The sequence below is a fragment of the Bacillus cereus group sp. N14 genome, assembly GCF_016483555.1.
Classification (GTDB): domain Bacteria; phylum Bacillota; class Bacilli; order Bacillales; family Bacillaceae_G; genus Bacillus_A; species Bacillus_A wiedmannii.
The window spans coordinates 1-21,269 of the sequence record NZ_JAEHBQ010000021.1 but is presented as its reverse complement, the minus strand read 5'-3'; the positions used below and the strand labels follow the sequence as shown (position 1 = coordinate 21,269).

Here is a 21,269-nt window from a genome sequence, read left to right as displayed (position 1 = left end):
TATTCAATCAATCTAGTTTACTGTTATCTATTAGGGATATAAATATAGCCTGTATCTAAATCAATGACGACATCGCTCATGAAGTTATCTTGTAGTAACTTTGGAATTTTTTCATAATGATAACGTACACAAAATAAGTTTAGAAGGTCCTCATTAGATATCTGTTTGTTTTTGACATTTAAATACATTAGTGTTAACTCGTCAAGAGAACAAGTAAGGCCAATAACATACTCATTTATTCTATATCCATCAAATTCAATTATCATATTATCACTGTTGGGTGCTAGCCAACGTTATAGCTTAAATTTTAGTTGAATCTATTATACATTGTTTGAAATTTTGTGAGAATATATTTTTATAAAATGTGAGGGTTATAAATGGAACAAAATAAATTAGTTTTAAAGGGACCAAAACGGCTTAAGTGGGAAACGCGCGAAATTAAGTCTATACAGGATGATGAAATTATCGTTAAAACAATTGCAGGTGCAATAAGTATTGGAGCAGAGTTACCACAGTATAAAGAATCGGATGTTACAGATACAAATCCTATCTATCCAAGAAAAACTGGTTATGAAAGTTATGGGGAAGTTATTCAAGTTGGTAATAAAGTAACAAATTTAAACGTAGGTGATAGAGTAGTTTCTTTTTATGGACATGAAACGATAGGAATAGTTAAGGGGGATAAAGTAATTCGAGTGCCTAGTTATATAACACCTAAAGTTGCTTTATTATCTATTCTTTCGTGTGATGCTGCTAAAGGAGTATTAAAACTAAATCTGCGACAGGATGAAAAAGTACTTATAACTGGAATGGGAGTTATTGGTTTACTCGCTTGTTATTTTTTAAAATACTATGTAGGTGTTAAGCATGTAGATGTTGTTGAACCTAATAAAAATAGAAGAGATTTTGCAAAGAAATTTGGTGCGAAAAACATATATGAATCAGAAGAACAAATAATAGAAACATATAATTACGGTTTCGAATGTTCTGCTACAAATAGTGGGTTTCACACATTACAAAAGGCTATTAATAGTAATGGAGAAATATGTATTCTTTCTGATGGTAATATAGAAGACCTAACATTAACCGCTGACTTTTATCGAAAAGAATTGCAAATCATTGGTTCAAGTGACGGATATGATTATCAAAAACATGCAGATTGGTTTTTTAATCAAATAGAACAGACGCCATGGATAGAAGAGATTTTTCAACATGAAATTCACTATAATGCTCTTGAAAAATGTTTTGAGGAATTAAGTGAGCGGATAATTACTCCTTTAAAAGTATTTGTCTCATATGAATAAAATGACCACGTACTTGTCACGTAGCTCACATATATTTCGTCACTAATATGATAACAAAATGAGGAGTAGCATGTACGGGGATTTTTATTGGGTACAACGGGTTGCGTAAACAGAGAAGGGTTGTTGCTCTTTCATTATGTACAAATTGTATATTATCTTTCTCAATGTACATATTAAGTAAAGTGTTTAATATCATGTACATAAAAGGCGGGGTAATATGGATGAAAATAAGAAAAATGAAGAATTGAGTAAATTTAAGAAACAATGGTTTAATGAAGATAATCAACCAGTAGCTTTACCGCCTGATATAGGCAGCATGTTAGACTCCAAATCAGTTGATGATAAAAGTGGAGAGAGTAATAATGAATAAGTTTAATCTATGCATCCATGTGGGTGCTTTTTATTTTTTTGACAATGGAAGATGGATCATCAAACTTCTAAATGGCAGTAGCATTGTAATTGTTGAAAACGGAGAAATTGTAAAAGAGAATTTGCTGAAGGCAAAAATGTCGGAACAACAACTATATATGCAATTAAGAGAAAAAGGAATTCATGATTTAATGAGTTTACAGCAAGTTACGGCCGAACCGAATGGGCGTATTGGTTATCAATTAATAGAGAAAGCTCAACCGATAACTTTAGAAATGTTAGAAAAAATATTAGGTCAGCAAAAAATAAAAAAATAATTTCTCTTTAGATAAGCTAATACTACACGGAAGTATTGGCTTTTTTATATTTTCTCTAAACGTAATGGTTAATATTTAGAATAGATATTCAGCCAATCTTTAAATTAGATATAGGCTTATTAATATGCTATATTCAATGGACCTATAGTGACTGTGGGGAAAAAAGCAGCGTTAAAATTAATAGGTCTTTCATGTGATGTTATACATGAGATAAGAATAAGGAGATAAAAATAAAATGGAATTTTGGGAATCAAGCTTTATTGAGAAACAAACGATGTGGGGGTTTGAACCTACAGAATCTGCAATTTTGACAAAAGATTTTTTTCTAGAAAAGAACGTTAAAGACATACTAGTTCCGGGTATTGGATATGGTAGAAACGCAAAGGTATTTATCGAAAATGGTATAAATGTAACTGGTATTGAAATTTCAAAAACTGCAATTGATTTAGCAAGAGAAAACGGACTAGAAGATGTTAGTATGTATCACGGTTCGGTAAACGAAATGCCTTTTGATAACAAACTGTATGATGGGATATTTAGTCATGCACTTCTTCATTTGTTGAATGAGCAGGAAAGAGAGAATTTTATTAAAGATTGTTATAATCAGTTAAAACCAGGTGGATATATGGTTTTCACAACAGTTTCTCAAAAAGCTCCTATGTATGGAAAAGGAAACCAGTTGGATAAAGACTATTATGAGATAATGGAAGGCGTAAAAATGTTCTTCTATGATTCTAAATCTATAAAACAAGATTTTAATAAGTATGGATTAGTACAAGTTTCGGAAATTGACGAACCAAATAAGAATGTAGAAAATAAACCTTCAATTAATTTCTTAATGATAAAATGTAGAAAAGACCTGTGAAAAATTAGTATATATTGATTGTATATTCTGCATAAATAATAAAGGCAAACATACTAGGAATTATAAATGAACTAGAAGTCTTAATAGAGATAAATCTAGAGAAACAAGATTAGATAGCGCTTAAAATATGGGGAAATACAGTGATAAAATTAGAAATAAAATGCGTTTGATATTTTTTGTGGAGTTTTAATGTCAGAAAAAGAAGAAAAGGAGAAAAAATGGTTTCCTAGAAGGTGGGGGAAAAGAAAAGTTTCAGAGCATTTATCTCAACTAAACAAAAAAAGGATTTGGGTTACAATCTATGTTATAGATTTGTATATCGTAACTATTCCTTGTACAGTAAAAAAATTTAAATCTTAATACATATATGTTTATAGAAGCGACTGTTTCTTTTAAAAGATACGATCGCTTCTATAAAATTGTAAATTTTATGCAATTAAGTGATACCTAAGAAGTCGTATCGTTATCTCAAAGTATCGCCTTAAATACTTTTAATGAGTTTTATCCCCTCAACAAAGAAAAGTATTAAGTGTATAGTGTTCATTACAAACCATAACATGAGCTTTGAGTTCTTCACAGTTTTCAACTGACTTGATTTTGTATTAGACAATTCTATCTTTAAAGACATTAATATAATAGTATTAGACATAAAGCCTAACAATATAAATCCGAATAAAGGTAAGTTTGTAATAGCGCCTATTACCATAATTGCTATGTATACTATAGTTAGCTTTTTAATATACTGTTTATCTTCTTTTAATTTATCTATATTTTTGGTTTTGAACCAGTTTCTTACTATTCTTACAAAAATAATAGTTTGAAATACTAGTACAATTATACTTACAAAGAGAAGGAACAAAGTTCTTAAATTATTTTCCATTAAACCGTTCATTTCGTATGTACCCCTTTTATTTATGTTTATAGTATGAAAATGTAATTTTCAAAGAACCTGCATGTGATTAGTAACGGTACTCGTTCTCTATTTTCATGTTACTCTATCCTTGTTAATTATGGCAAAGGACAAATCTAAGCATTTAACTGTTAGTATGGTATACCCTTTATATATTTTAGGTTAATTTTGATTGTTTGCATATAATTTTATATTGGAATAAGTAATACGTCAAAATGTTTTGTGAAAATTACGGCTATTAATTGCTTGTACAAAAGAAAAAGATTAGTAGGTAGTCATATCGTAACGGGCGAGGTATACCTTATCTGTTGTCTGTTTAAAATGAAGTTTAACCATGTTGAAAATATGATTTTCATTTAGTATTTCTAGAAACAATAATGTGGTTAATTTTGGTGAAATTTAAAATGGAGGAAAAACGTTAGACCACTAGAGTGAATATATTCAAAGCCATATCATGTGTAGTGTTTAATATAATTAGGGGGAACTACATGACAAGAAAACAGATAATCATTACCTTATTTTCAATTACAGCGTTCATACTAATTTTAGTATCACTTGGTGTTTTTGAGGAAGAACTAAAAGAAACAGATTATAGTGAAGTTGTACAATTCATGGAAGATATGAAAAACAAAGAAGAAGTTGAGATTGATGTAGTTACTTACTATTCAGATAAGGCCTCTTTAGAGAATAGTGTACTCAAACAACCAAATGGTTGGATTATTTATCGTTTAAAAGCTCGTTATGATAAAGTAACAAATCAAAGTTGGATAGATGTGACGCCTGATCTTAGCCGTTTTAAGAATGTGGAGAAAATTTCTGGGGATATCATTACCTCGCACCAACAATGCGGCTATATTAATCATAATACAGACGAGAATAAAGGAAAAGTAGGATACATGTTAACAGAATGCTTCCATAAGTGGGAATACGATGTGAAGCCATCAGGGTTTGAAGGATATAGGATTAATTACACAATCTTACCGATTTTAGGTTTAAAATAAATTTAGTATTTGTTTTATCAATTTGTTAATCAATTAGCTGATAATGTAGCTGAACAAGTAATGTATGATTTTAAATTTATATTTTAAAAATAGTTTTGGCTTATCTTTTTTAGCCTATTTGCAATGAGTTGAATAACCTTTATTCTAAAACAGTAATTAATAAAATTATTTAGTGTTAATATAAATTCTTATATATTGATTATGCACAAATAAAAAGGACAAGCATATAATAGAAATACCTATTAACTTTAAGTAACCTTAACTTTCTTTAATAGGATATCTCAAAATCCCCAAAAAGAGCACTTGCGGAAACAAGTGCTCTTTTATTTTTTTGTTTATTGAAGATGATTAAATTTCGTCCGACTAATATGGAATTTTAAACCACTATTTTATATAAAGTGGTAAAATAAGTAGGGAGAATTTGTAAGGGGGCGAGGGATTTGAAACTAAAAGAGCTGGCGGATTTGTTATTGATTAAAGATACCAATGGAGATATGAATGTAGAAATTACGGGATTAGAAATGGATTCTAGAAAAATAACTAGTGGAAATTTATTTATATGTGTATCAGGTATCGATGGTTTTCTTGAAGATCGACATCAATTTGTTGAAGATGCAGTGGAAAATGGTGCTGTGGCGTTAATTGTAGAAAGAGATATAAATATTGAAATACCTAAAATAATTGTTAAAGATGCAAGATACGCTATGGCAGTTATTGCATCACATTTCTATGGTTACCCATCTAATAAAATGAAGCTAATTGGAATTACAGGAACAAATGGTAAAACAACTACTTCCTATTTACTTGAAAAGATTTTGACTGATTATGGATTTCAAACAGGGCTTATGGGGAATAACGGAGTGAAAGTTGGTTCGAAATGGTATCCTACTGATATTAATACGCAAGAACCACCGATACTTCAGCGGAATTTGCAAACGATGAAAAATCATAATACAGATTATTGTGTTATGGAAGTTACCTCACAAGGTTTACACATGGAAAGAGTTAAAGGGTGTAACTTTAAAACCGCTATTTTTACAAATTTAACGCAAGATCATTTGGATTACCATGGAACATTTGAGGAATATAAGCATGTAAAAGGCCTTCTATTTTCAAGATTAGGAAATGATTTTTCTATTACAGATAAAAATTTTGCTATATTGAATGCAGACGATCCATCGGTAGAATACTTTAAAAAAATTACTTCAGCTGAGGTTATTACATATGGGATACATAATGGAGCAGATGTTCAAGCGAAGAACATAACTTTAAGCCCAAAAGGTATTCGTTTTTTAGTTTCGTCCTTTAATGGAGAAATAGAAATCAATCTAAATCTAGTAGGCCACTTTAATGTATATAATGCATTAGCAGCAATAACAGCTGCATTGGTTGAAGGTATTCCGCTTACAAATATTAGTGACAGCTTATCTGATTTAAAGAGCATTGAAGGTAGAATGGAAATCATAGACGAAAATCAAGATTTCCTTGTAATCGTGGACTATGCTCATACGCCTGATGCGTTAGAAAATGTCCTTACTACAATTAGCGAGTTTTCAAAAGGTAAAATCATTACTGTTTTCGGCTGCGGTGGGGATAGAGATGCAAAAAAACGACCTATAATGGGTGAAATTGCTGGAAGTTATAGCGATTTTGTTTATATTACTTCTGATAATCCACGTTCGGAAGACCCGCAGGCAATAATGAAAGATATTGAAAAAGGATTTTCACAGAATAATAATTTGAATTATAAAGTTGAAGTAGATCGTGAACTTGCTATAAAACATGCAATAAACATGGCATCTTCTAATGATATTGTTTTGATTGCAGGGAAAGGGCATGAAACGTATCAAATTTTAAAGGATTTGACTATTCATTTTGATGATAAAGAAAAAGCTCGACAAGCAATTATAAATAATAAATAGATTATCTTTTAGAAAAGATTAGATTAAGTTGTGAATGGAGTGTTATTGAATGCAAACTAGAAAAGCTTATTTATATGTATTTCATACGATGTCCGATTGGGAATACGGACATTTAATTGCTGAACTTAATACAGGTAGATATTTTAAAAAGGGTTTAGCACCTTTTAAAGTAAGTTACAGTTGGAATAAATAAAGAAAGGGTTATTTCAATGGGAGGCTTGAACGTAAAGCCAGATATTTCCCTAGACGAATGTGTACTTGAGAGTAATGATTTATTGATTTTACCTGGAGGAAATACTTGGACTGAAAACGTACATAAACCCATATTGCAAAAAGTTGAAGAAGCTTTAAAGATTGGTACTATTGTGGCTGCAATTTGTGGTGCAACAATAGGCCTTGCAAATTACGGATACTTAAATTCTAGAAAGCATACAAGTAATAGTTTAGATTATATGAAAATGGTTTGTCCTACATATAAAGGGGAAAATTTATATGAAATGGGATCTGTAGCGTCTGGTGAAAATCTGATTACTGCATCTGGAGTAGCTCCTTTGGAATTTGCAGTGGAGGTACTGAAAAAATTAGATGTATTTGCGCCAGATACACTCCATTCATGGTATGAATTAAATAAGACACATGAACATGAACATTTCTTCCAGTTAATGAATTCATTAAATAGCTAAGCAATTTAGTATGATCAATAATAAAAACCATGTTTCTAATGATACTGAAGCATGGTTTTTGTGTTTTGATTAATAAATATATAAAGTAACAAATTTTGTACAATAAAAATGAATTTGAGAGAAAGAGTCACATCTTAATTATACGATTATTTCTGAACGACAAACGTAATAGCATTTGTTTTTAATTGAATGTGTCTTTCGTTTCGGACTATATTATAAGCTATTTCTTTTATTTCAACTTTTATTTCTTGCCATTCCTTATAAATGCTTTTTAATAGATATATCATATGTTCAGTTGGAAGGTTAATTTCAATTAAAGCATCTAATTCTTCTTTCGTATGTAAGTCAATTTCTTGTATGTTCGAGTTAATAATGAAACAATTGATACCACCGGTCTTTGTACCTTTTTTCATAGAATGGAGCACGTTTTTTAAATCTTCTTCTGATTTGACATGCTCTAAACTAGATACTGCAACGATATAATCATAAGTGTTAGGGACAATATAGTAGTTTTCAATTGCTGCTTGTTCTGTTTTTATAACTTCAAAAACATCATGTTCTTTACTATAAATTTGTAATTTTGTTAAAGCGGAATCCAGTAAGTCCACACAAGTAACAGTGCCGTTATTATTTTTTATTATTTGTGCAATTGGAATGCTATTTCTTCCAACGCCAGAGCCTAGATCAAGTACTTGTAAGTTATTTTGTCCTTCAAAGTACTCCATTAAGTCCATAACTGTTTTAACCGGTTTGTAAAGCCAAGAGCCAGTTTCAAATAGTTTGTATTGTTCATAGCAAAGGTCATGATATTTCTTTTCTTCTTGTCTTATGTAATTAATACGATTCATTGTATTTCAACTCCAATACTTTCATTCTAACGAGGTCCTTTAGCAAAACTTGCTAAAGCATCTAAAACTAATTCTATATTACTGATCAAGATTTTCACCTCGCTTTATAAGATATTTATATAATTCGATAAGAATATAGGTAAACCTTTTAGCCAGAGATATTAAGATTTTTACTGTGGAAAACTGATTTTCTTAAGTGATTAAAAAAATGTATAAACATGGAGAGGAAAATGCATATGATGTTTTATGAAATTGTTTGCTTTTCTTGTAAAAATATATTTCGTGTTTACGAAGGTAGTGAAAAATATAAACGATTTAAAGAGAAAACGAAGGGAACATATTGTTGTGATGAATGTAGCCATAAAATTCAATTAGAAGCGATAAAGCATTTATTTAGATAGCTTTTATTTCCGGAAAAGTTTGACAATAAAAGCGTTGTAAATTATCATATAAAAAAACTAATATATAAAATGGCATGGAAGAGAAGAGTAGTTAAAAAAGGATACGTACAGAGAGCTCTGGTAGCTGAGAAAGAGCGGTATACATTTTAACGAAAAAAGACTTGGAGCTGCGCAAGGAACTAATTTGTTTAGGGATGGTGCGACGGGTTCTCCCGTTATAGAGATAGGGTATAAGCATATTTTGTCGTACCTGAAGAGGTTAATATGGCGACATATTGACAAACTGAGGTGGTACCGCGAAGCTAACAACTCTCGTCCTCAAGATGAATAATCTTGGGGGTGGGAGTTTTTTTATTGCATAAAACTGAAAGTGTGAAAACAAAAAAATGAGGTGAGTAATATATGCATTGGGCGTATGAAGTAGCACATGAATTAATAAGAAAACATCCAAACAAGGAAACTTTTGTTTGCGCATCTGGAATCAGTCCATCTGGCTCTGTTCATATCGGGAACTTTCGCGAAATAATAACGACTTATTTCGTTGTAAGAGCCCTTCGAGCTTTAGGGAAAAAGACTCGTTTTATATTTTCATGGGATGATTACGATAGGTTTAGAAAAGTCCCTAAAAATATTGATCCATCTTTTGCAAAATATATTGGTATGCCATACTGTGATATTCCAGATCCATATGGTTGTCATAATTCGTATGCAGAGCATTTTGAAAAAGAGTTTGAGAAATCGCTTCAAGTATTTGGGGTTGAAGTGGAATTCATATACCAACATGCTGAATATAGAAGCGGAAGGTATAACAAAAACATATTAGAGGCTTTATATAAAAGAAAAGAAATATATGATATTTTAATGAGTTTTAAAACTGGAGAGTGTAGTGAAGAAGAGCGAGAGAGCTTTTATCCGGTTACGTTATATTGTGAGAGATGCGGGAAAGATGCAACAACGATTACACATTTTGATGAAGTATTAAAAACAGTACGGTATGAATGTGAATGCAGAAATCAAAATGAGTTATTGGTATTAAATACAAATAAAATGAAATTGAATTGGAAAATCGATTGGCCGATGAGGTGGATGATAGAGGATGTTATTTTTGAACCGGGTGGAAGAGATCATTCATCAGAAACGGGTAGTTATAATGTATCAAAGGAAATTGCGATGGAAATATTCAATCGTGAAGCTCCTCATTATGTTTCTTATGATTTCATTGGCATTAAAGGGAATCATAAAAAAATGTCTAGTTCCTCAGGAAATAGTATTACACCAAGTGAGTTGTTAAAATTGTATTTACCAGAAGTGATACTGTTTATGTTTGCAAAATATAGACCAAACGCAGCTTTTCATATCGGTCTTGATGAAGATGTGATTCGCAATTATACAGAGTATGAACGATTAAAAGATAGTTATGAAAATAAAACGCTCAAAAATGAAGATTTATTTGATGCAATTAAACTCTCTAAAGTTAATAGCGGGTTTAAAGAGTATCCAAAGTTTAATCAGGTTGCTGGAACGTTACCGCTATTAAATTTTGATTCATCTATTTTACAAGATACATTAGAAAAAACAGATAGGAGTTATGCATTAGATGCTATGATAGCGATGTGTAACCGTGCAGAGTATTGGATAAGAAACTTTCAATCTGAAAAATTAATTGCGGTAAATCAAAAGAGAAATACAGCGTTTTACAACACATTAGATGAAAGACAGAAAGAATGGCTAGTAGAAGTTTGCAACATACTTCGTTCTAACAAAGATTACTCTAACTTAATGGAACAATTGTATTCGATTTGTCATCATGAAAATAAAAAAATAATGAAAGAAAATCAAAAACAATTATTTATTATTATATATAGGCTCATTATAAATCAGTCTAGCGGCCCACGTATACCGTTATTAATACATGTAGTAGGCATTGAAAAATTCATCACATTATTAGATTTCTAAAAAATAAAGGGAACGCAAGTACTCAGCTAGGTACTTGCGTTTCAAATATTGCTACCGTGAATACATTTTCGGACATTCATCACCACGTGGTTCATAAAAACAATGGCTTTTAAACTGTCCTACAAACGGCTGATTATACCATTCAGGTGGGCAAGCTCCAACTGGACGGAAATACCAAAGGGCCCATCGTGCAGGCCAGCGCCATTCTCCTTGTAAAACTTTTCTTGCAATTTCTTTTTCTGATTCACGAGCACGCTGATAAAAATATCCGTATTGTACGGCTTCGAATCCACCGGGGCTTTGATATACTGCATCACGTACAGATCGAAGTTGTTTAAAATCTAAGCAATCACAAAATACACGGTTTACTACTACGCAGCCAACAAGTTGTTCACCTTGTCGACCTTCGCCTTCAGCTTCAGCACGAATTAAACGAGCTAGTAAATCAACATCGCTTTCGTTATATGGAATAAGGGGCATAGTGATACCACCTTTCTTTACCTGTTATAGTAAAGAGTGTATGTATGAAAATAAGCTAAGTGCTTTTCTATATGTAAATTCATTAATTATTAAAAGGAGCTTTTATGAAAAAAGCTAATTTGTGATTGTAGACCAATATAAAGAGGAGAGATAATATGTATCGAATCCATAAAGAACATATCATTTACGCAATGTCACCAGAAAATAAACCATGTATGGAAGTAGAAATTGGGAGTCGTCTTATATTTGAAACATATGATTGCTTTGAAAATCAAATTGACTCTGAAGATGTTGCGTTTCAAGAATTAGACTGGAGCCGAATTAATCCGGCGACTGGTCCAGTATATATTAATGGTGCAGAACCTGGTGATATTTTAGTCGTAACGATTGAAAAAATTAAAATTGCTGAGCAAGGTGTTTTAACTACAGGGGCGAATCTTGGTGTAATGGGTGAAGAGCTAAACGAAAACACAGTGAAAATGGTCCCAATCCATAATGAACATGTTTTGTTTTCAAATGGATTACAAATCCCGATTAATCCAATGATCGGTGTTATTGGTACTGCGCCGAAAGAAGAGAGTATTTCATGTGGCACACCGCATGATCACGGCGGGAATATGGACTGTAAAGAAATAAAAGAAGGGACAACATTACTATTACCTGTAAATGTTCCTGGTGCTCTATTAGCATTAGGTGATTTACACGCAGCGATGGGTGATGGTGAAATTGGTGTTAGTGGAGTAGAAGTTGCTGGTGAGGTAACTGTAACAATTCAAAATATAAAAGGAAAGAAATGGCCACTACCAATGGCGATCCAAAAAGAAAAACTTATGACGATTGCTTCAGAGAAATTGTTAGATGATGCAGCGAATCGCGCTGTACGTAATATGGTGACATTTTTACATGAAGAATTAGAAATGTCTAAAGCTGATGCAACACTTTTATTATCAGCTGCAGGCGATTTAAATGTTTGCCAAGTTGTAGATCCACTGAAAACAGCACGAATGGAACTAGGTATGGACTATGTGGAGAAGCTAGGTTTTAATTTGAGTAAATTTCATATTAAATAAGAATAATAGAAGAAGGATACTGTTGTATAAAAGTATCCTTTTTTTGATTTACGGATGATATAAAAACAGGTAGTATTTATTTTATATAATTGAATATAAGATTGTGGATCGAAAAAGGAGTAAACACATGGTTAAAATTATGATTGTAGAAGACGATATGAAAATTGCAGAACTATTATCAACACATGTCGCGAAATACGGGTATGAAGGAATTATTGTATCGGATTTTCAAAATGTATTAAACATTTTTTTAGAAGAACAACCAGAGTTAGTTTTATTAGATATTAATTTACCAAGTTTTGATGGGTACTATTGGTGTCGTCAAATTCGCGGAGTTTCTACATGTCCGATATTATTTATTTCGGCTCGTGAAGGCACGATGGATCAAGTTATGGCGCTTGAAAACGGTGGCGATGATTTCATTTCAAAGCCATTCCATTACGAAGTTGTAATGGCTAAAATTCGTAGTCATTTAAGGCGTGCTTACGGAGATTATGCACCGAAAGTAGAAGAACGGATGGTTGAGCAACAAGGTCTTTGTTTATATCCCGAAAGGCTTGTATTAAAGCTTAAGAATCAAGAGATTGATATAACAAGAAATGAAGCTATTTTATTAGAGATGTTAATGAAAAATTATCCGCGTGTTGTGGGTAGAGAAGTGCTATTAAATAAATTATGGGATAGCGAATCTTATGTTGATGATAATACTTTAAGCGTAAATACAACACGTGTGCGTAAAAAATTAAAAACATTACAGATTGAAGATGCAATTGAAACGATTCGTAGTGTCGGTTATAGATTACATATAACTTGGGATAATGGTATGGAGAAATGATAAAATTATTTATTCGTGATCATATACCACTTATTTGTTTTACAGTAATCCAGTTACTAGCCATATTTCTTGTATATTGGTTTGATGGGCATAATCATATTGCAACGGCATTATATGCAATGTTTTTAGGTGTCTTTTTTATGGTAGGTTATTTAGTGTTTCGTTACTTTACTCATCGTACCTTCTATGAAAGATTAGCAAATCCGTTGCATTCTTTGGATGATTCTGTTCAAAAATCAGATTTTGCAGTTTTATCTACTACGCTTCAAGAGCTACTTGAGGTGCAATATCGACATTATCAAAACCAGCTGCAAATACAAGAGAGAAAAAATAATGATCATTTAACTTTTATGAATCAGTGGATACATCAAATGAAAACACCTTTATCTGTAATAGAATTAATTACACAAGATGAAGTCGACCCACGTTTTGAAAGTATAAATGAGGAAACAGATAGATTGAAAAAAGGGTTAGAGATGGCTTTGTATGTCGCACGTTTAGAAGCATTTACACAAGATTTTTATGTCGAAAAAGTACAGCTACATAAAATAGTGAATGATTCTGTACATGAACATAAACGCTTTTTTATCCGGAATTTTGTATATCCAGAGCTTAAAATTGATAAGGACATTATTGTAGAAAGTGATGCAAAATGGCTACAATTTTTAATTGGACAAATACTATCGAATGCGATTAAATATTCATCTGGTAGTCGAGAGAAGATTAAAGTGAAAGCTTGTAAGGAAGATAATAACGTTATACTTGAAATCACCGATTATGGCGTAGGGATACCGAAGCAAGATTTACCTAGAGTATTTAAACCTTTCTTTACAGGGGAAAATGGCAGAGATTTTAAAGAATCAACTGGAATGGGGCTATATCTTGTATATGAAATTACGAAACAATTAGGACATAGTGTAGAAATCCATTCAGAAGTTGGTAAAGCTACCGTTGTACGAATTATATTTTTTAATGTGTAAATAAGTGATCAGGGCTAAAGAACTTTGGAGATAAGTTTTTTAGCCTTATTTTATCCCGCTTTAATGGGCAGTAAGACCCCCACCTCAAAATTCGGCGAAAGCAAAGAAGTTAGGGATCAATTGCCCATAAAAGTCCGATTGGTGAGGGCTAATAATCAGTGTGGGATGGAGACCCCCCCCCGCTGATTAAAGTTTCACTTTATAGCGATTATATGAAATGGTAAAAGGTAATCTTAGTATGTATAATGACACGCTAATAAATACGCTTGTTAAATTAGAAGTATTTAATAAAAAGCTGATAAATAGTTTTTGTAAGAAAAAAGCCACCCCTTTGAAAGAGATAGCTTCATGAATTCATCCTATGAATAAGTGTATCAACATTAATAAGTATAATGTTCGATTCGTGATATGTTTTGTGGATTATAATAGAATTAGTCTTTTGTTTTTTCATGATACAGTATTGTAATTAAGTAAACAAACTTAATAATGTATATCCAATTAATCCTAAAATAATGATAGGAACCATCATTAAGAAAGAAGAAATTCGATTAGCATTAGAGCGTTCTAATACAAGAATCAAGATAATTCCGACTATCACTTCGGTATATCCAACAGGTAACATGTGACTATAGTCTTCAAAATTTAAAAGAATGTGAAGTCCATCCGTTACAAAAACTCCACTAATAAGCGCACTTCCGAATTTATGAAGTGGATTTGTAGTATCTTTCCATAGAAAACCTGCAATTCCAAAGATAGTTCCTCCTATAAATGCACATACAATCCATACAGATATAAAATAAATAGAGTGAGCTACATTTTTAATAACAATTGCATAACCATAGTAGCCTAATACCATACCGAGTAGTGCAAGGATACCAGAAAGTATAGCTGTACGCTTAGAATAACTAAAGCTAGCCACAAAAAAGGATGGAACTAACCAAACACTTCCTAGATTAGCTAATGAATTCCAATGTCCTGGAAGTATACCTTGCCCTAATTTAGTTAGTATACCAACAATTATCCCTACTATAATCGGGATGAGAAAAATCCTTAAAAACATATTTAACTTTGTGATTTTTAATGTCCTGTCCATAAAATCAATCCTTAGATTAATATTTTCTACAGACATATAATAGCTTATTGTAGGGGAGTAATCAATAAAAATTTATTGAAAAACAATAAGTTATTGTTGGATAACGAATAACATTTTATTTTTATAATTGGGTGAATAAAATATCAAGTACTCGTTACTCAACCAAATAGTAAATCAAATAATATATGCAAGTAATGAAATTGCCCAAAACATGTAATTCAACTTAGTATAAATCTCTCGTATTTTCATGAAATGATTTATGATAAATAAGAAACGAAAAGGGATTGATATAGTTTCCTCCTGTTTTTATTAATAATTTATTAGAAGGAGGGATTTTTTTGCTAGTTGTGAATGTTAGGGGGATTGTAATGGATATTCGTAAAATGAAATATTTCATAGCAGTGGCGGAAGAATTAAACTTTAGTCGTGCGGCAGAACGTCTTATGATGGCACAACCGCCTTTAAGTCAAGAAATTCGAAAGTTGGAAGAAGAATTAGGTGTTCAACTTCTTCACAGGACAAAAAGGATGGTTGAACTTACCGATGCGGGGAAAATCTTTTTAGAAGGTGCGCGACAAACGTTACTTCAAGTAGATAGAACCATTAAAGAAACACAGCTCGCGGATGAAGGGAAGATCGGGCGTTTAATCATCGGTTTTGTCGATTCTACAGAAACAGCTATAGACATATTAAAAACCTTTCGAGAACGGTTTCCTAAAATTCAGCTTATATTACGCGAGATGACAACAGACCAGCAAATAAAAGCACTCTATGAAAAACAAATTCACATTGGATTTATTCGTTCTAAGCAGAATAATGAAATATTGTCTTCCGAAGTTTGTTCTAAAGAACGTTTAAAATTGGTTTTAAATGAAAATCACGCATTAGTTTCGTTACCTAATATTTCCATTAAAGAACTAGTAGATGAACCATTTGTTTTATTTCCTCGTCATTTCGGTACTAACTTTTATGATTTAATTATTAGTTACTTTTGGGAGCATGGAGTAAGTTTAAATATTGTTCAAGAAGCAATTCAAATGCAAACGATTGTGAATTTAGTTGCAGCAGGTATGGGGATTTCTGTCGTTCCATCATCTGTGGAAAGTTATAAAAAATCGGGAGTTATATATAAAGAAATTCAAGAGAACACACCAATAATAAATTTATATGCCGGATGGAGGCAAGATGAAAAGTCTGTAGTGTTAGAAAACTTCTTAACGGTAGTTAGAGAGGTTTATTTGACTTCACAATGTGAACTTAAAAGATAAAAGCCCATCTTCATAGGATGGGCAGTGGGGGATTTGGAAAGGGAAGCTTCATTATAGGTAAAGCTCACTCATGTTTCAACCTGTTTTGCTAGGATCATACTCAGCAAAACCTGTTAGTACACTATCAATCTGACCCATAATTTCAGGTGACAATGTAACACTAGAAGCAATCACATTTTCTCTTATTTGCTCTGGATCTGAAGCGCCAATAATTGCAGAGGAAACAGCTGGATTTTGTAATACCCAAGCAACTGCGAGTTGAGATAAGGTAAGGTTAATTTCTTGTGCGATAGGTTTAATTTCCTGGATAGCGGTAAGCACATCATCACTCATCCAACGTTGCACGAGTTTGTTGAAAAAGGGTTTTCCTGCATCTGAATTAGCACGTGATTGGGCGGGGAGTGGTTTACCTGGTTGATATTTTCCAGTGAGAATACCTTGTGCGAGGGGAGACCAAACAATTTGGCCAAGTCCTTCACGTTGACATGTTGAAATCACATCAGTTTCTATAACTCGCCACAACATCGAATATTGAGGTTGGCTAGCAATAAGAGGGATTTTCAATTCTCGTGCAAGTGCTGCACCGCGTGTGATTTGCTCCGATGTCCATTCACTTACGCCTAAATAAAGGACTTTCCCTTGTCTTACAAGATCTGAGAAAGCTAACATTGTTTCTTCCAGAGGTGTTGTTGTATCGAATCGATGTGCATAATAGACATCAATGTAGTCTGTATGTAGCCGTTGTAACGATGCATTACAATTTTCTATAATATGTTTTCGTGATAAACCTCGATCATTTTTTCCAGGTCCGGTCGGATGACATACTTTTGTACAAAGTTCTATACTTTCTCGGCGTATACCTTTCAAAGAGCGGCCAAGCACTTCCTCAGCAATAGTGTCTGAATAAACATCTGCAGTATCGAACGTTGTAATTCCAACATCTAATGCGGCTTTCACACATTCATTTGCAATATCTTCATTTACTTTTCCACCATGATTTATCCAGTTACCATATGCAATCTTACTTACTGTTAATCCACTGTTTCCGAGTTTGCTATATTCCATTGTAGAATCCCTCCTTAAAAATGATAACTTTATTATAAAAACTGAAATGTAGTATGTATAATATAAAATTAATCATACAGTTATATAAAAATTATATAAGAGGGAGTGTTTAAAAGTTTATTACTAGGGAAATCTAAAGGAAAAGTAGTATAGCAAATGTAAAGTATGCTTGTTCAATTTAAAGCTAAGAAATGATAAATAGACCTAGAAGAAAGCAATCATAATAATAGCACATATAATTGCATTTACTCATACAGTACTATCATGGTACAATATGGTTATTAACGACGGAAAGGAATGATGGGTGGACGATGATTAACTAATCTTATTTTTAAATGTTGAAATTCAATAAATTTCAATTTATAAAAAATAGGATTAGTCTGCCCAATTTCCATACAACGGTATTGCTATTTATGTTACGCAATAGCTTATTTGGGTATAAATATTTTAACGACTAATCCTGCCAAATTTATTTGGGAGGATTTTTTTATTCTCCCCTTAATGAAAGGGATCGGTATTATGAAAGAACTATTAAAATTAAATGATGTTTATGTTGAAATAAAGGAAAACACTTTGTTAGAGAAAATGAATGTGACAGTAAGACAAGGGGATGTTATCGGGTTAATTGGTAAAAACGGGGCTGGTAAATCAACGTTACTTCAATTAATAAATGGGAAAATTGAACCATCAAAAGGTACTGTTGAATGGATGCAAATGAATGTGACAAGAGCATATGTTGAACAAGAAAAAGAATCATTTGTTAGTAAGGATATAATTGCAAAAGAAGCGGAACTCCTTGCAAAATGGGGCGTGCCAACGAACGATTTTCTAACTTTAAGTGGTGGTGAAAAGCTAAAAGTTCGATTAGCAAAAGGATTTGCCGGAAATCCTAATGTCCTAATATTAGACGAACCGACAAATCATCTAGATGAGATGAGTACGGAATTTCTCATTAAACAAATAAAAAACATGAAAGGTACAGTTCTCGTCGTATCGCATGATCGATACTTTTTAGATGTTATCGCAACAAGAATATGGTCAATTGAGGATAAGAAATTAATTGATCATAGTGGTAATTATACGAGTTATATGAAAGCACGTGAGCAGAAAAGAATGACGCAGCAGCGTGAATATGAAAAACAACAAAAGAAGATAGAACAAGTAGAAACTCATATAAAAGAATTAAGTTCATGGTCACAAAAGGCACATGCGCAGTCTACAAAACAAGAAGGAGTGAAAGAATTTTATCGTGTAAAGGCGAAGCGAATGGACGCGCAAGTTAAATCGAAACGAAAGCGTCTTGAAAAAGAGCTGGAGAAAACGAAAGTAGAACGTGTGAAAGAGGATTATTCAGTTGAATTTACTATTCAAGCGAGTAAAAAAGTAGGAAAACGTTTCTTAGAAGTAAAACAATTGCGGAAAGAATTTAATAGCCGAACATTATTTAAAAACGTTAATTTTACAATTCAGCACGGTGAGAAGATTGCGATTATTGGACCAAACGGTAGCGGGAAAACAACATTACTGAAGATGATTATGGGAACAGAAACTGTTGAAGGAGAAGTATGGATTTCACCTTCAGCAAACATCGGTTATTTAACACAAGAAGTATTTGATTTACCACTTGATAAAACACCAGAAGATTTATTTTATAAAGAGACATTTGAAGAACGAGGAAAAGTCCAAAATTTAATGAAACATTTAGGATTTGAATCTTCCCAATGGAAAGAGCCGATTGAATATATGAGTATGGGGGAACGAGTGAAATGTAAGCTCATGGCTTATATTTTAGATGAAAAAGATGTACTTATTTTAGATGAACCGACGAATCACCTTGATCTACCTTCGCGTGAACAGCTTGAAAATACATTAGCTGAGTATAATGGAACACTCGTTATCGTTTCTCACGATCGATATTTTCTGGAGAAAACAACTAACACAAAACTCGTGTTTTTAAACAATACGATACAAAAACAGCTAGAAGAACCTACGAAAACAAGGGATGAAATTGAAGAGCTACGTTTAACGTTAGAAACAGAAAGACAAGAAGTATTAGGGAAATTAAGCTTTTTAACTTCTAAAGACAAAGAATATAAAGAACTAGATGAACGGTTTATGGAACTTACGAAGCAGATTAAGGCGCTTTAACGTAAGGAAGGGGGATTAAGATGGGAGAAGAGAGTTTGACTAAGTTATTTAGAATAGATTGTGGTGATATATACCTACAAGAGTTTACGGTCAAAGATGCAGAGAGTATTTATAAAATAGCAAATCAACCGGAAATAGAAAAGTTTTTACCAGACTGGAAATCAACGAAAGAACAAAGGGTTAATTGGGTTGTAAATTATGAAATACCTGAAAATAAAGCGTTTCTTAATGCAGTGAGAACTACGACTAACATAGATGATCACATATTAAGACTAGGAATATTTAAGAAAACCACAAATGAATTTATTGGATGGTGCTGCACAGGCATGAAAGTTGAACTCCCTGCACCGAACAGAGAAATTATGTATGCTGTTTCAAGTGAATATCATAATAATGGTTATGCAACGCAAGCGACAAAAGGCTTGATCGGTTATTTATTTGAAAATACAAATGTGGATGTCTTTAACGCAATTGCTTTAATTAAAAATGTGCCATCAAATAAAGTTATTGAAAAATGCGGGTTTACTTATTTGGGTCAACAGATGATAGAAAACCAAATTTATAATCATTATGTATTGAGTAAATCCGGATGGATAAAAAATAGTGCTCTTTAAAGGGAGCGATAATGCAAAAAAAGCTTAGAGCTAAAACTCTAAGCTTTTTTGCATTCTAAAGTACTAGTTAACCATACTAAAGTGTAGATTCTGGATGTATTTTTCACCAAAAACAAATGCAGCAAGTTGTACATGCGAGAACTATTTCATAACATTATATCTAAAAGGTATTTGGGGGATTTTGTCGAATGTATATGTCTATGAAAACATTAATTTCTTACTCAAATCATCCTAAACATGAACCACTTTAGGCTTAAATAGAAGAATGTACGGCAAACGTGAAGGCAAGCGAAGGTTTGCATTTAATATTAGCGGTTGAGTATTAGTAGATTCTGAATTTTCGGAATATGGAATAGTTTAAATGAGGGAGGGGAGAGCATATTATCATTTGGTTTCGTCACTTACCACAAATAAGTATGGATTTGTCAGAATGGACTCCTTTTATACAAAATGATTGGCACCGAAAACATTATATGAAGTTTGTATATGTACTTCAAATCAGTATTTTTCTAATACCGTATTATTTTGGAGCAAGTTTTACTCATATTAATATTTTTTATCTCATCATCATAGGTATTTTTGTTTTCATTGTTCACGAATGTCTACATATTATTGTTATAAATAAAAAAAGTGATATTAGCTTGACGTGTAGTGGAATATTTTTTTGGCTAAATACAAATGCAATCTTATCCAAAACGAGATTTTGGATCTTTATGAGCTTGCCTATTATTGTACTATCGGTCGTTCCTGCTATTGTATCATTGTATGTATCAGGAAATATTAAATCAATTTTATTATTTGTATGTTGGATAAACACAATCATTTCTGCTTCAGATATATATAATTCATTATTAATTGCGATTAAACCGAAGAACTCAATTTTTTGTAGAGGTTATTATAAAGTGGAAGACAATAAAAAAGGGTATCTCAAAAACATTTCAACTAAAGGCATTAGATAAAAATATAACTTTTGGAAGGAAAAGACCGATAAAGCAATGGTCTTATCCCTGTCAAGTAGACAGTATTAAAAAGACTAAGCAGCCATCGAGATTCGATATTCTACCGGAGCTCGATGGTTGAGTCGTTTTTGGAAACGTTTATAGTTATAAAAGTAAATATATTCTTCAATTGCTTGTATTA

General features: G+C 32.3%; 22 protein-coding genes, 2 pseudogenes and 1 other annotated feature. Of the genes and pseudogenes, 17 read left to right on the top strand and 7 right to left on the bottom strand.

Features of this window, described 5'->3' with window-relative positions; genetic code table 11:
- Positions 1-23 precede the first annotated feature (23 nt).
- Positions 24-266: a hypothetical protein gene (locus JDS82_RS29845; protein WP_046955964.1), complete on the bottom strand. Its 243-nt coding sequence runs from the start codon at positions 264-266 to the stop codon at positions 24-26.
- 111 nt (positions 267-377) lie between these two features.
- Here JDS82_RS29845 and JDS82_RS23140 point away from each other — a divergent pair, with 111 nt between their 5' ends.
- From JDS82_RS23140 to JDS82_RS23120, 5 genes and pseudogenes are all read left to right on the top strand, one after another.
- Entirely contained in the window at positions 378-1,304 is a 927-nt protein-coding gene (locus JDS82_RS23140; RefSeq protein ID WP_000437352.1) for a zinc-binding dehydrogenase, read from the top strand.
- A 217-nt stretch (positions 1,305-1,521) separates the two neighbouring features.
- On the top strand, positions 1,522-1,674 hold the full coding sequence (locus JDS82_RS23135; RefSeq protein WP_000344139.1) for a hypothetical protein: 153 nt from the start codon (positions 1,522-1,524) through the stop codon (positions 1,672-1,674).
- A pseudogene (locus tag JDS82_RS23130) lies at positions 1,661-1,990 on the top strand (YetF domain-containing protein); the annotation flags it as partial. The gene JDS82_RS23135 and the pseudogene JDS82_RS23130, both read left to right, overlap by 14 nt.
- Positions 1,991-2,225: 235 nt before the next feature.
- The gene (locus JDS82_RS23125; protein ID WP_199714011.1) at positions 2,226-2,855 is read left to right on the top strand and encodes a class I SAM-dependent methyltransferase; all 630 of its coding nucleotides are present in this window, start codon (positions 2,226-2,228) and stop codon (positions 2,853-2,855) included.
- Positions 2,856-3,044: 189 nt separating this feature from the next.
- On the top strand, positions 3,045-3,215 hold the full coding sequence (locus JDS82_RS23120) for a hypothetical protein (protein WP_199714010.1): 171 nt from the start codon (positions 3,045-3,047) through the stop codon (positions 3,213-3,215).
- 121 nt (positions 3,216-3,336) lie between these two features.
- Here JDS82_RS23120 and JDS82_RS23115 read toward each other — a convergent pair whose 3' ends face one another.
- Positions 3,337-3,747: a hypothetical protein gene (locus JDS82_RS23115; RefSeq protein ID WP_001013789.1), complete on the bottom strand. Its 411-nt coding sequence runs from the start codon at positions 3,745-3,747 to the stop codon at positions 3,337-3,339.
- Between the two features lie 506 nt (positions 3,748-4,253).
- On the opposite strand from JDS82_RS23115, the gene JDS82_RS23110 reads away from it, so the two are divergent.
- The 3 genes and pseudogenes from JDS82_RS23110 (at position 4,254) to JDS82_RS23100 (ending at position 7,371) form a co-directional block, all read left to right on the top strand.
- Entirely contained in the window at positions 4,254-4,766 is a 513-nt protein-coding gene (locus JDS82_RS23110) for a hypothetical protein (RefSeq protein WP_000197226.1), read from the top strand.
- A 440-nt stretch (positions 4,767-5,206) separates the two neighbouring features.
- Positions 5,207-6,688 (top strand): UDP-N-acetylmuramoyl-L-alanyl-D-glutamate--2,6-diaminopimelate ligase, encoded by a 1,482-nt coding sequence (locus JDS82_RS23105; RefSeq protein ID WP_048566356.1) that lies wholly within the window; start codon positions 5,207-5,209, stop codon positions 6,686-6,688.
- 49 nt (positions 6,689-6,737) lie between these two features.
- A pseudogene (locus JDS82_RS23100) lies at positions 6,738-7,371 on the top strand (type 1 glutamine amidotransferase family protein).
- A gap of 146 nt (positions 7,372-7,517) precedes the next feature.
- Here the strand turns inward: JDS82_RS23100 and JDS82_RS23095 are convergent.
- Complete coding sequence (locus JDS82_RS23095) at positions 7,518-8,219, bottom strand: class I SAM-dependent methyltransferase (RefSeq protein ID WP_199714009.1); 702 nt, start codon at positions 8,217-8,219, stop codon at positions 7,518-7,520.
- 230 nt (positions 8,220-8,449) lie between these two features.
- Here JDS82_RS23095 and JDS82_RS23090 point away from each other — a divergent pair, with 230 nt between their 5' ends.
- Both JDS82_RS23090 and lysS read left to right on the top strand, forming a co-directional pair.
- Positions 8,450-8,620 (top strand): DUF2197 domain-containing protein, encoded by a 171-nt coding sequence (locus JDS82_RS23090; protein WP_016134570.1) that lies wholly within the window; start codon positions 8,450-8,452, stop codon positions 8,618-8,620.
- A 66-nt stretch (positions 8,621-8,686) separates the two neighbouring features.
- Positions 8,687-8,943, top strand: a binding site (T-box leader).
- A 79-nt stretch (positions 8,944-9,022) separates the two neighbouring features.
- The gene (gene lysS, locus JDS82_RS23085) at positions 9,023-10,576 is read left to right on the top strand and encodes a lysine--tRNA ligase (RefSeq protein ID WP_199714008.1); all 1,554 of its coding nucleotides are present in this window, start codon (positions 9,023-9,025) and stop codon (positions 10,574-10,576) included.
- Between the two features lie 51 nt (positions 10,577-10,627).
- On the opposite strand, the gene JDS82_RS23080 is transcribed toward lysS, so the two are convergent.
- Positions 10,628-11,056: a cell wall hydrolase gene (locus tag JDS82_RS23080; RefSeq protein WP_001128410.1), complete on the bottom strand. Its 429-nt coding sequence runs from the start codon at positions 11,054-11,056 to the stop codon at positions 10,628-10,630.
- Positions 11,057-11,211: 155 nt separating this feature from the next.
- Here JDS82_RS23080 and JDS82_RS23075 point away from each other — a divergent pair, with 155 nt between their 5' ends.
- From JDS82_RS23075 to JDS82_RS23065, 3 genes are all read left to right on the top strand, one after another.
- Positions 11,212-12,126, top strand: coding sequence for an acetamidase/formamidase family protein (locus JDS82_RS23075; protein WP_199714007.1), 915 nt, complete (start codon positions 11,212-11,214; stop codon positions 12,124-12,126).
- A gap of 127 nt (positions 12,127-12,253) precedes the next feature.
- Positions 12,254-12,961, top strand: coding sequence for a response regulator transcription factor (locus tag JDS82_RS23070; RefSeq protein ID WP_000238984.1), 708 nt, complete (start codon positions 12,254-12,256; stop codon positions 12,959-12,961).
- Positions 12,958-13,941 (top strand): sensor histidine kinase, encoded by a 984-nt coding sequence (locus JDS82_RS23065; protein WP_064469739.1) that lies wholly within the window; start codon positions 12,958-12,960, stop codon positions 13,939-13,941. The genes JDS82_RS23070 and JDS82_RS23065 overlap by 4 nt, the downstream gene beginning before the upstream one ends.
- Positions 13,942-14,407: 466 nt before the next feature.
- Here JDS82_RS23065 and JDS82_RS23060 read toward each other — a convergent pair whose 3' ends face one another.
- Positions 14,408-15,034 carry a DUF6518 family protein gene (locus JDS82_RS23060; RefSeq protein ID WP_048566352.1) on the bottom strand — a complete coding sequence of 209 codons (627 nt, stop codon included), beginning with the start codon at positions 15,032-15,034 and terminating at the stop codon, positions 14,408-14,410.
- A gap of 368 nt (positions 15,035-15,402) precedes the next feature.
- Between JDS82_RS23060 and JDS82_RS23055 the strand changes: the two genes are divergently transcribed.
- Positions 15,403-16,302, top strand: a complete 900-nt coding sequence (locus tag JDS82_RS23055) for a LysR family transcriptional regulator (RefSeq protein ID WP_199714006.1) — start codon at positions 15,403-15,405, stop codon at positions 16,300-16,302.
- A 75-nt stretch (positions 16,303-16,377) separates the two neighbouring features.
- Here the strand turns inward: JDS82_RS23055 and JDS82_RS23050 are convergent, their stop codons facing one another.
- Positions 16,378-17,367: an aldo/keto reductase family protein gene (locus JDS82_RS23050; RefSeq protein ID WP_199714005.1), complete on the bottom strand. Its 990-nt coding sequence runs from the start codon at positions 17,365-17,367 to the stop codon at positions 16,378-16,380.
- A gap of 519 nt (positions 17,368-17,886) precedes the next feature.
- Here JDS82_RS23050 and abc-f point away from each other — a divergent pair.
- The 3 genes from abc-f to JDS82_RS23035 all read left to right on the top strand — a co-directional run bounded on the left by abc-f (position 17,887) and on the right by JDS82_RS23035 (position 21,088).
- Positions 17,887-19,515, top strand: a complete 1,629-nt coding sequence (gene abc-f / locus JDS82_RS23045; RefSeq protein WP_002108229.1) for a ribosomal protection-like ABC-F family protein — start codon at positions 17,887-17,889, stop codon at positions 19,513-19,515.
- 20 nt (positions 19,516-19,535) lie between these two features.
- Complete coding sequence (locus JDS82_RS23040) at positions 19,536-20,129, top strand: GNAT family N-acetyltransferase (RefSeq protein WP_199714004.1); 594 nt, start codon at positions 19,536-19,538, stop codon at positions 20,127-20,129.
- Positions 20,130-20,545: 416 nt separating this feature from the next.
- The gene (locus tag JDS82_RS23035) at positions 20,546-21,088 is read left to right on the top strand and encodes a DUF3267 domain-containing protein (RefSeq protein WP_088091521.1); all 543 of its coding nucleotides are present in this window, start codon (positions 20,546-20,548) and stop codon (positions 21,086-21,088) included.
- A gap of 74 nt (positions 21,089-21,162) precedes the next feature.
- On the opposite strand, the gene JDS82_RS23030 is transcribed toward JDS82_RS23035, so the two are convergent.
- Positions 21,163-21,258, bottom strand: a complete 96-nt coding sequence (locus JDS82_RS23030) for an IS3 family transposase (RefSeq protein ID WP_472926244.1) — start codon at positions 21,256-21,258, stop codon at positions 21,163-21,165.
- Positions 21,259-21,269: the final 11 nt, after the last annotated feature.

Bases quoted from the DNA above. Each gene is read 5' to 3' on its own strand.
- JDS82_RS23140 (WP_000437352.1), top strand. From the start codon at position 378: ATGGAACAAAATAAATTAGTTTTAAAGGGACCAAAACGGCTTAAGTGG.
- JDS82_RS23090 (WP_016134570.1), top strand. From the start codon at position 8,450: ATGCATATGATGTTTTATGAAATTGTTTGCTTTTCTTGTAAAAATATA.
- JDS82_RS23095 (WP_199714009.1), bottom strand. From the start codon at position 8,219: ATGAATCGTATTAATTACATAAGACAAGAAGAAAAGAAATATCATGAC.
- JDS82_RS29845 (WP_046955964.1), bottom strand. From the start codon at position 266: ATGATAATTGAATTTGATGGATATAGAATAAATGAGTATGTTATTGGC.
- JDS82_RS23060 (WP_048566352.1), bottom strand. From the start codon at position 15,034: ATGGACAGGACATTAAAAATCACAAAGTTAAATATGTTTTTAAGGATT.
- JDS82_RS23110 (WP_000197226.1), top strand. From the start codon at position 4,254: ATGACAAGAAAACAGATAATCATTACCTTATTTTCAATTACAGCGTTC.
- abc-f (WP_002108229.1), top strand. From the start codon at position 17,887: ATGAAAGAACTATTAAAATTAAATGATGTTTATGTTGAAATAAAGGAA.
- JDS82_RS23075 (WP_199714007.1), top strand. From the start codon at position 11,212: ATGTATCGAATCCATAAAGAACATATCATTTACGCAATGTCACCAGAA.
- JDS82_RS23120 (WP_199714010.1), top strand. From the start codon at position 3,045: ATGTCAGAAAAAGAAGAAAAGGAGAAAAAATGGTTTCCTAGAAGGTGG.
- lysS (WP_199714008.1), top strand. From the start codon at position 9,023: ATGCATTGGGCGTATGAAGTAGCACATGAATTAATAAGAAAACATCCA.
- JDS82_RS23040 (WP_199714004.1), top strand. From the start codon at position 19,536: ATGGGAGAAGAGAGTTTGACTAAGTTATTTAGAATAGATTGTGGTGAT.
- JDS82_RS23035 (WP_088091521.1), top strand. From the start codon at position 20,546: ATGGATTTGTCAGAATGGACTCCTTTTATACAAAATGATTGGCACCGA.
- JDS82_RS23125 (WP_199714011.1), top strand. From the start codon at position 2,226: ATGGAATTTTGGGAATCAAGCTTTATTGAGAAACAAACGATGTGGGGG.
- JDS82_RS23070 (WP_000238984.1), top strand. From the start codon at position 12,254: ATGGTTAAAATTATGATTGTAGAAGACGATATGAAAATTGCAGAACTA.
- JDS82_RS23055 (WP_199714006.1), top strand. From the start codon at position 15,403: ATGGATATTCGTAAAATGAAATATTTCATAGCAGTGGCGGAAGAATTA.
- JDS82_RS23135 (WP_000344139.1), top strand. From the start codon at position 1,522: ATGGATGAAAATAAGAAAAATGAAGAATTGAGTAAATTTAAGAAACAA.
- JDS82_RS23065 (WP_064469739.1), top strand. From the start codon at position 12,958: ATGATAAAATTATTTATTCGTGATCATATACCACTTATTTGTTTTACA.
- JDS82_RS23050 (WP_199714005.1), bottom strand. From the start codon at position 17,367: ATGGAATATAGCAAACTCGGAAACAGTGGATTAACAGTAAGTAAGATT.
- JDS82_RS23080 (WP_001128410.1), bottom strand. From the start codon at position 11,056: ATGCCCCTTATTCCATATAACGAAAGCGATGTTGATTTACTAGCTCGT.
- JDS82_RS23115 (WP_001013789.1), bottom strand. From the start codon at position 3,747: ATGAACGGTTTAATGGAAAATAATTTAAGAACTTTGTTCCTTCTCTTT.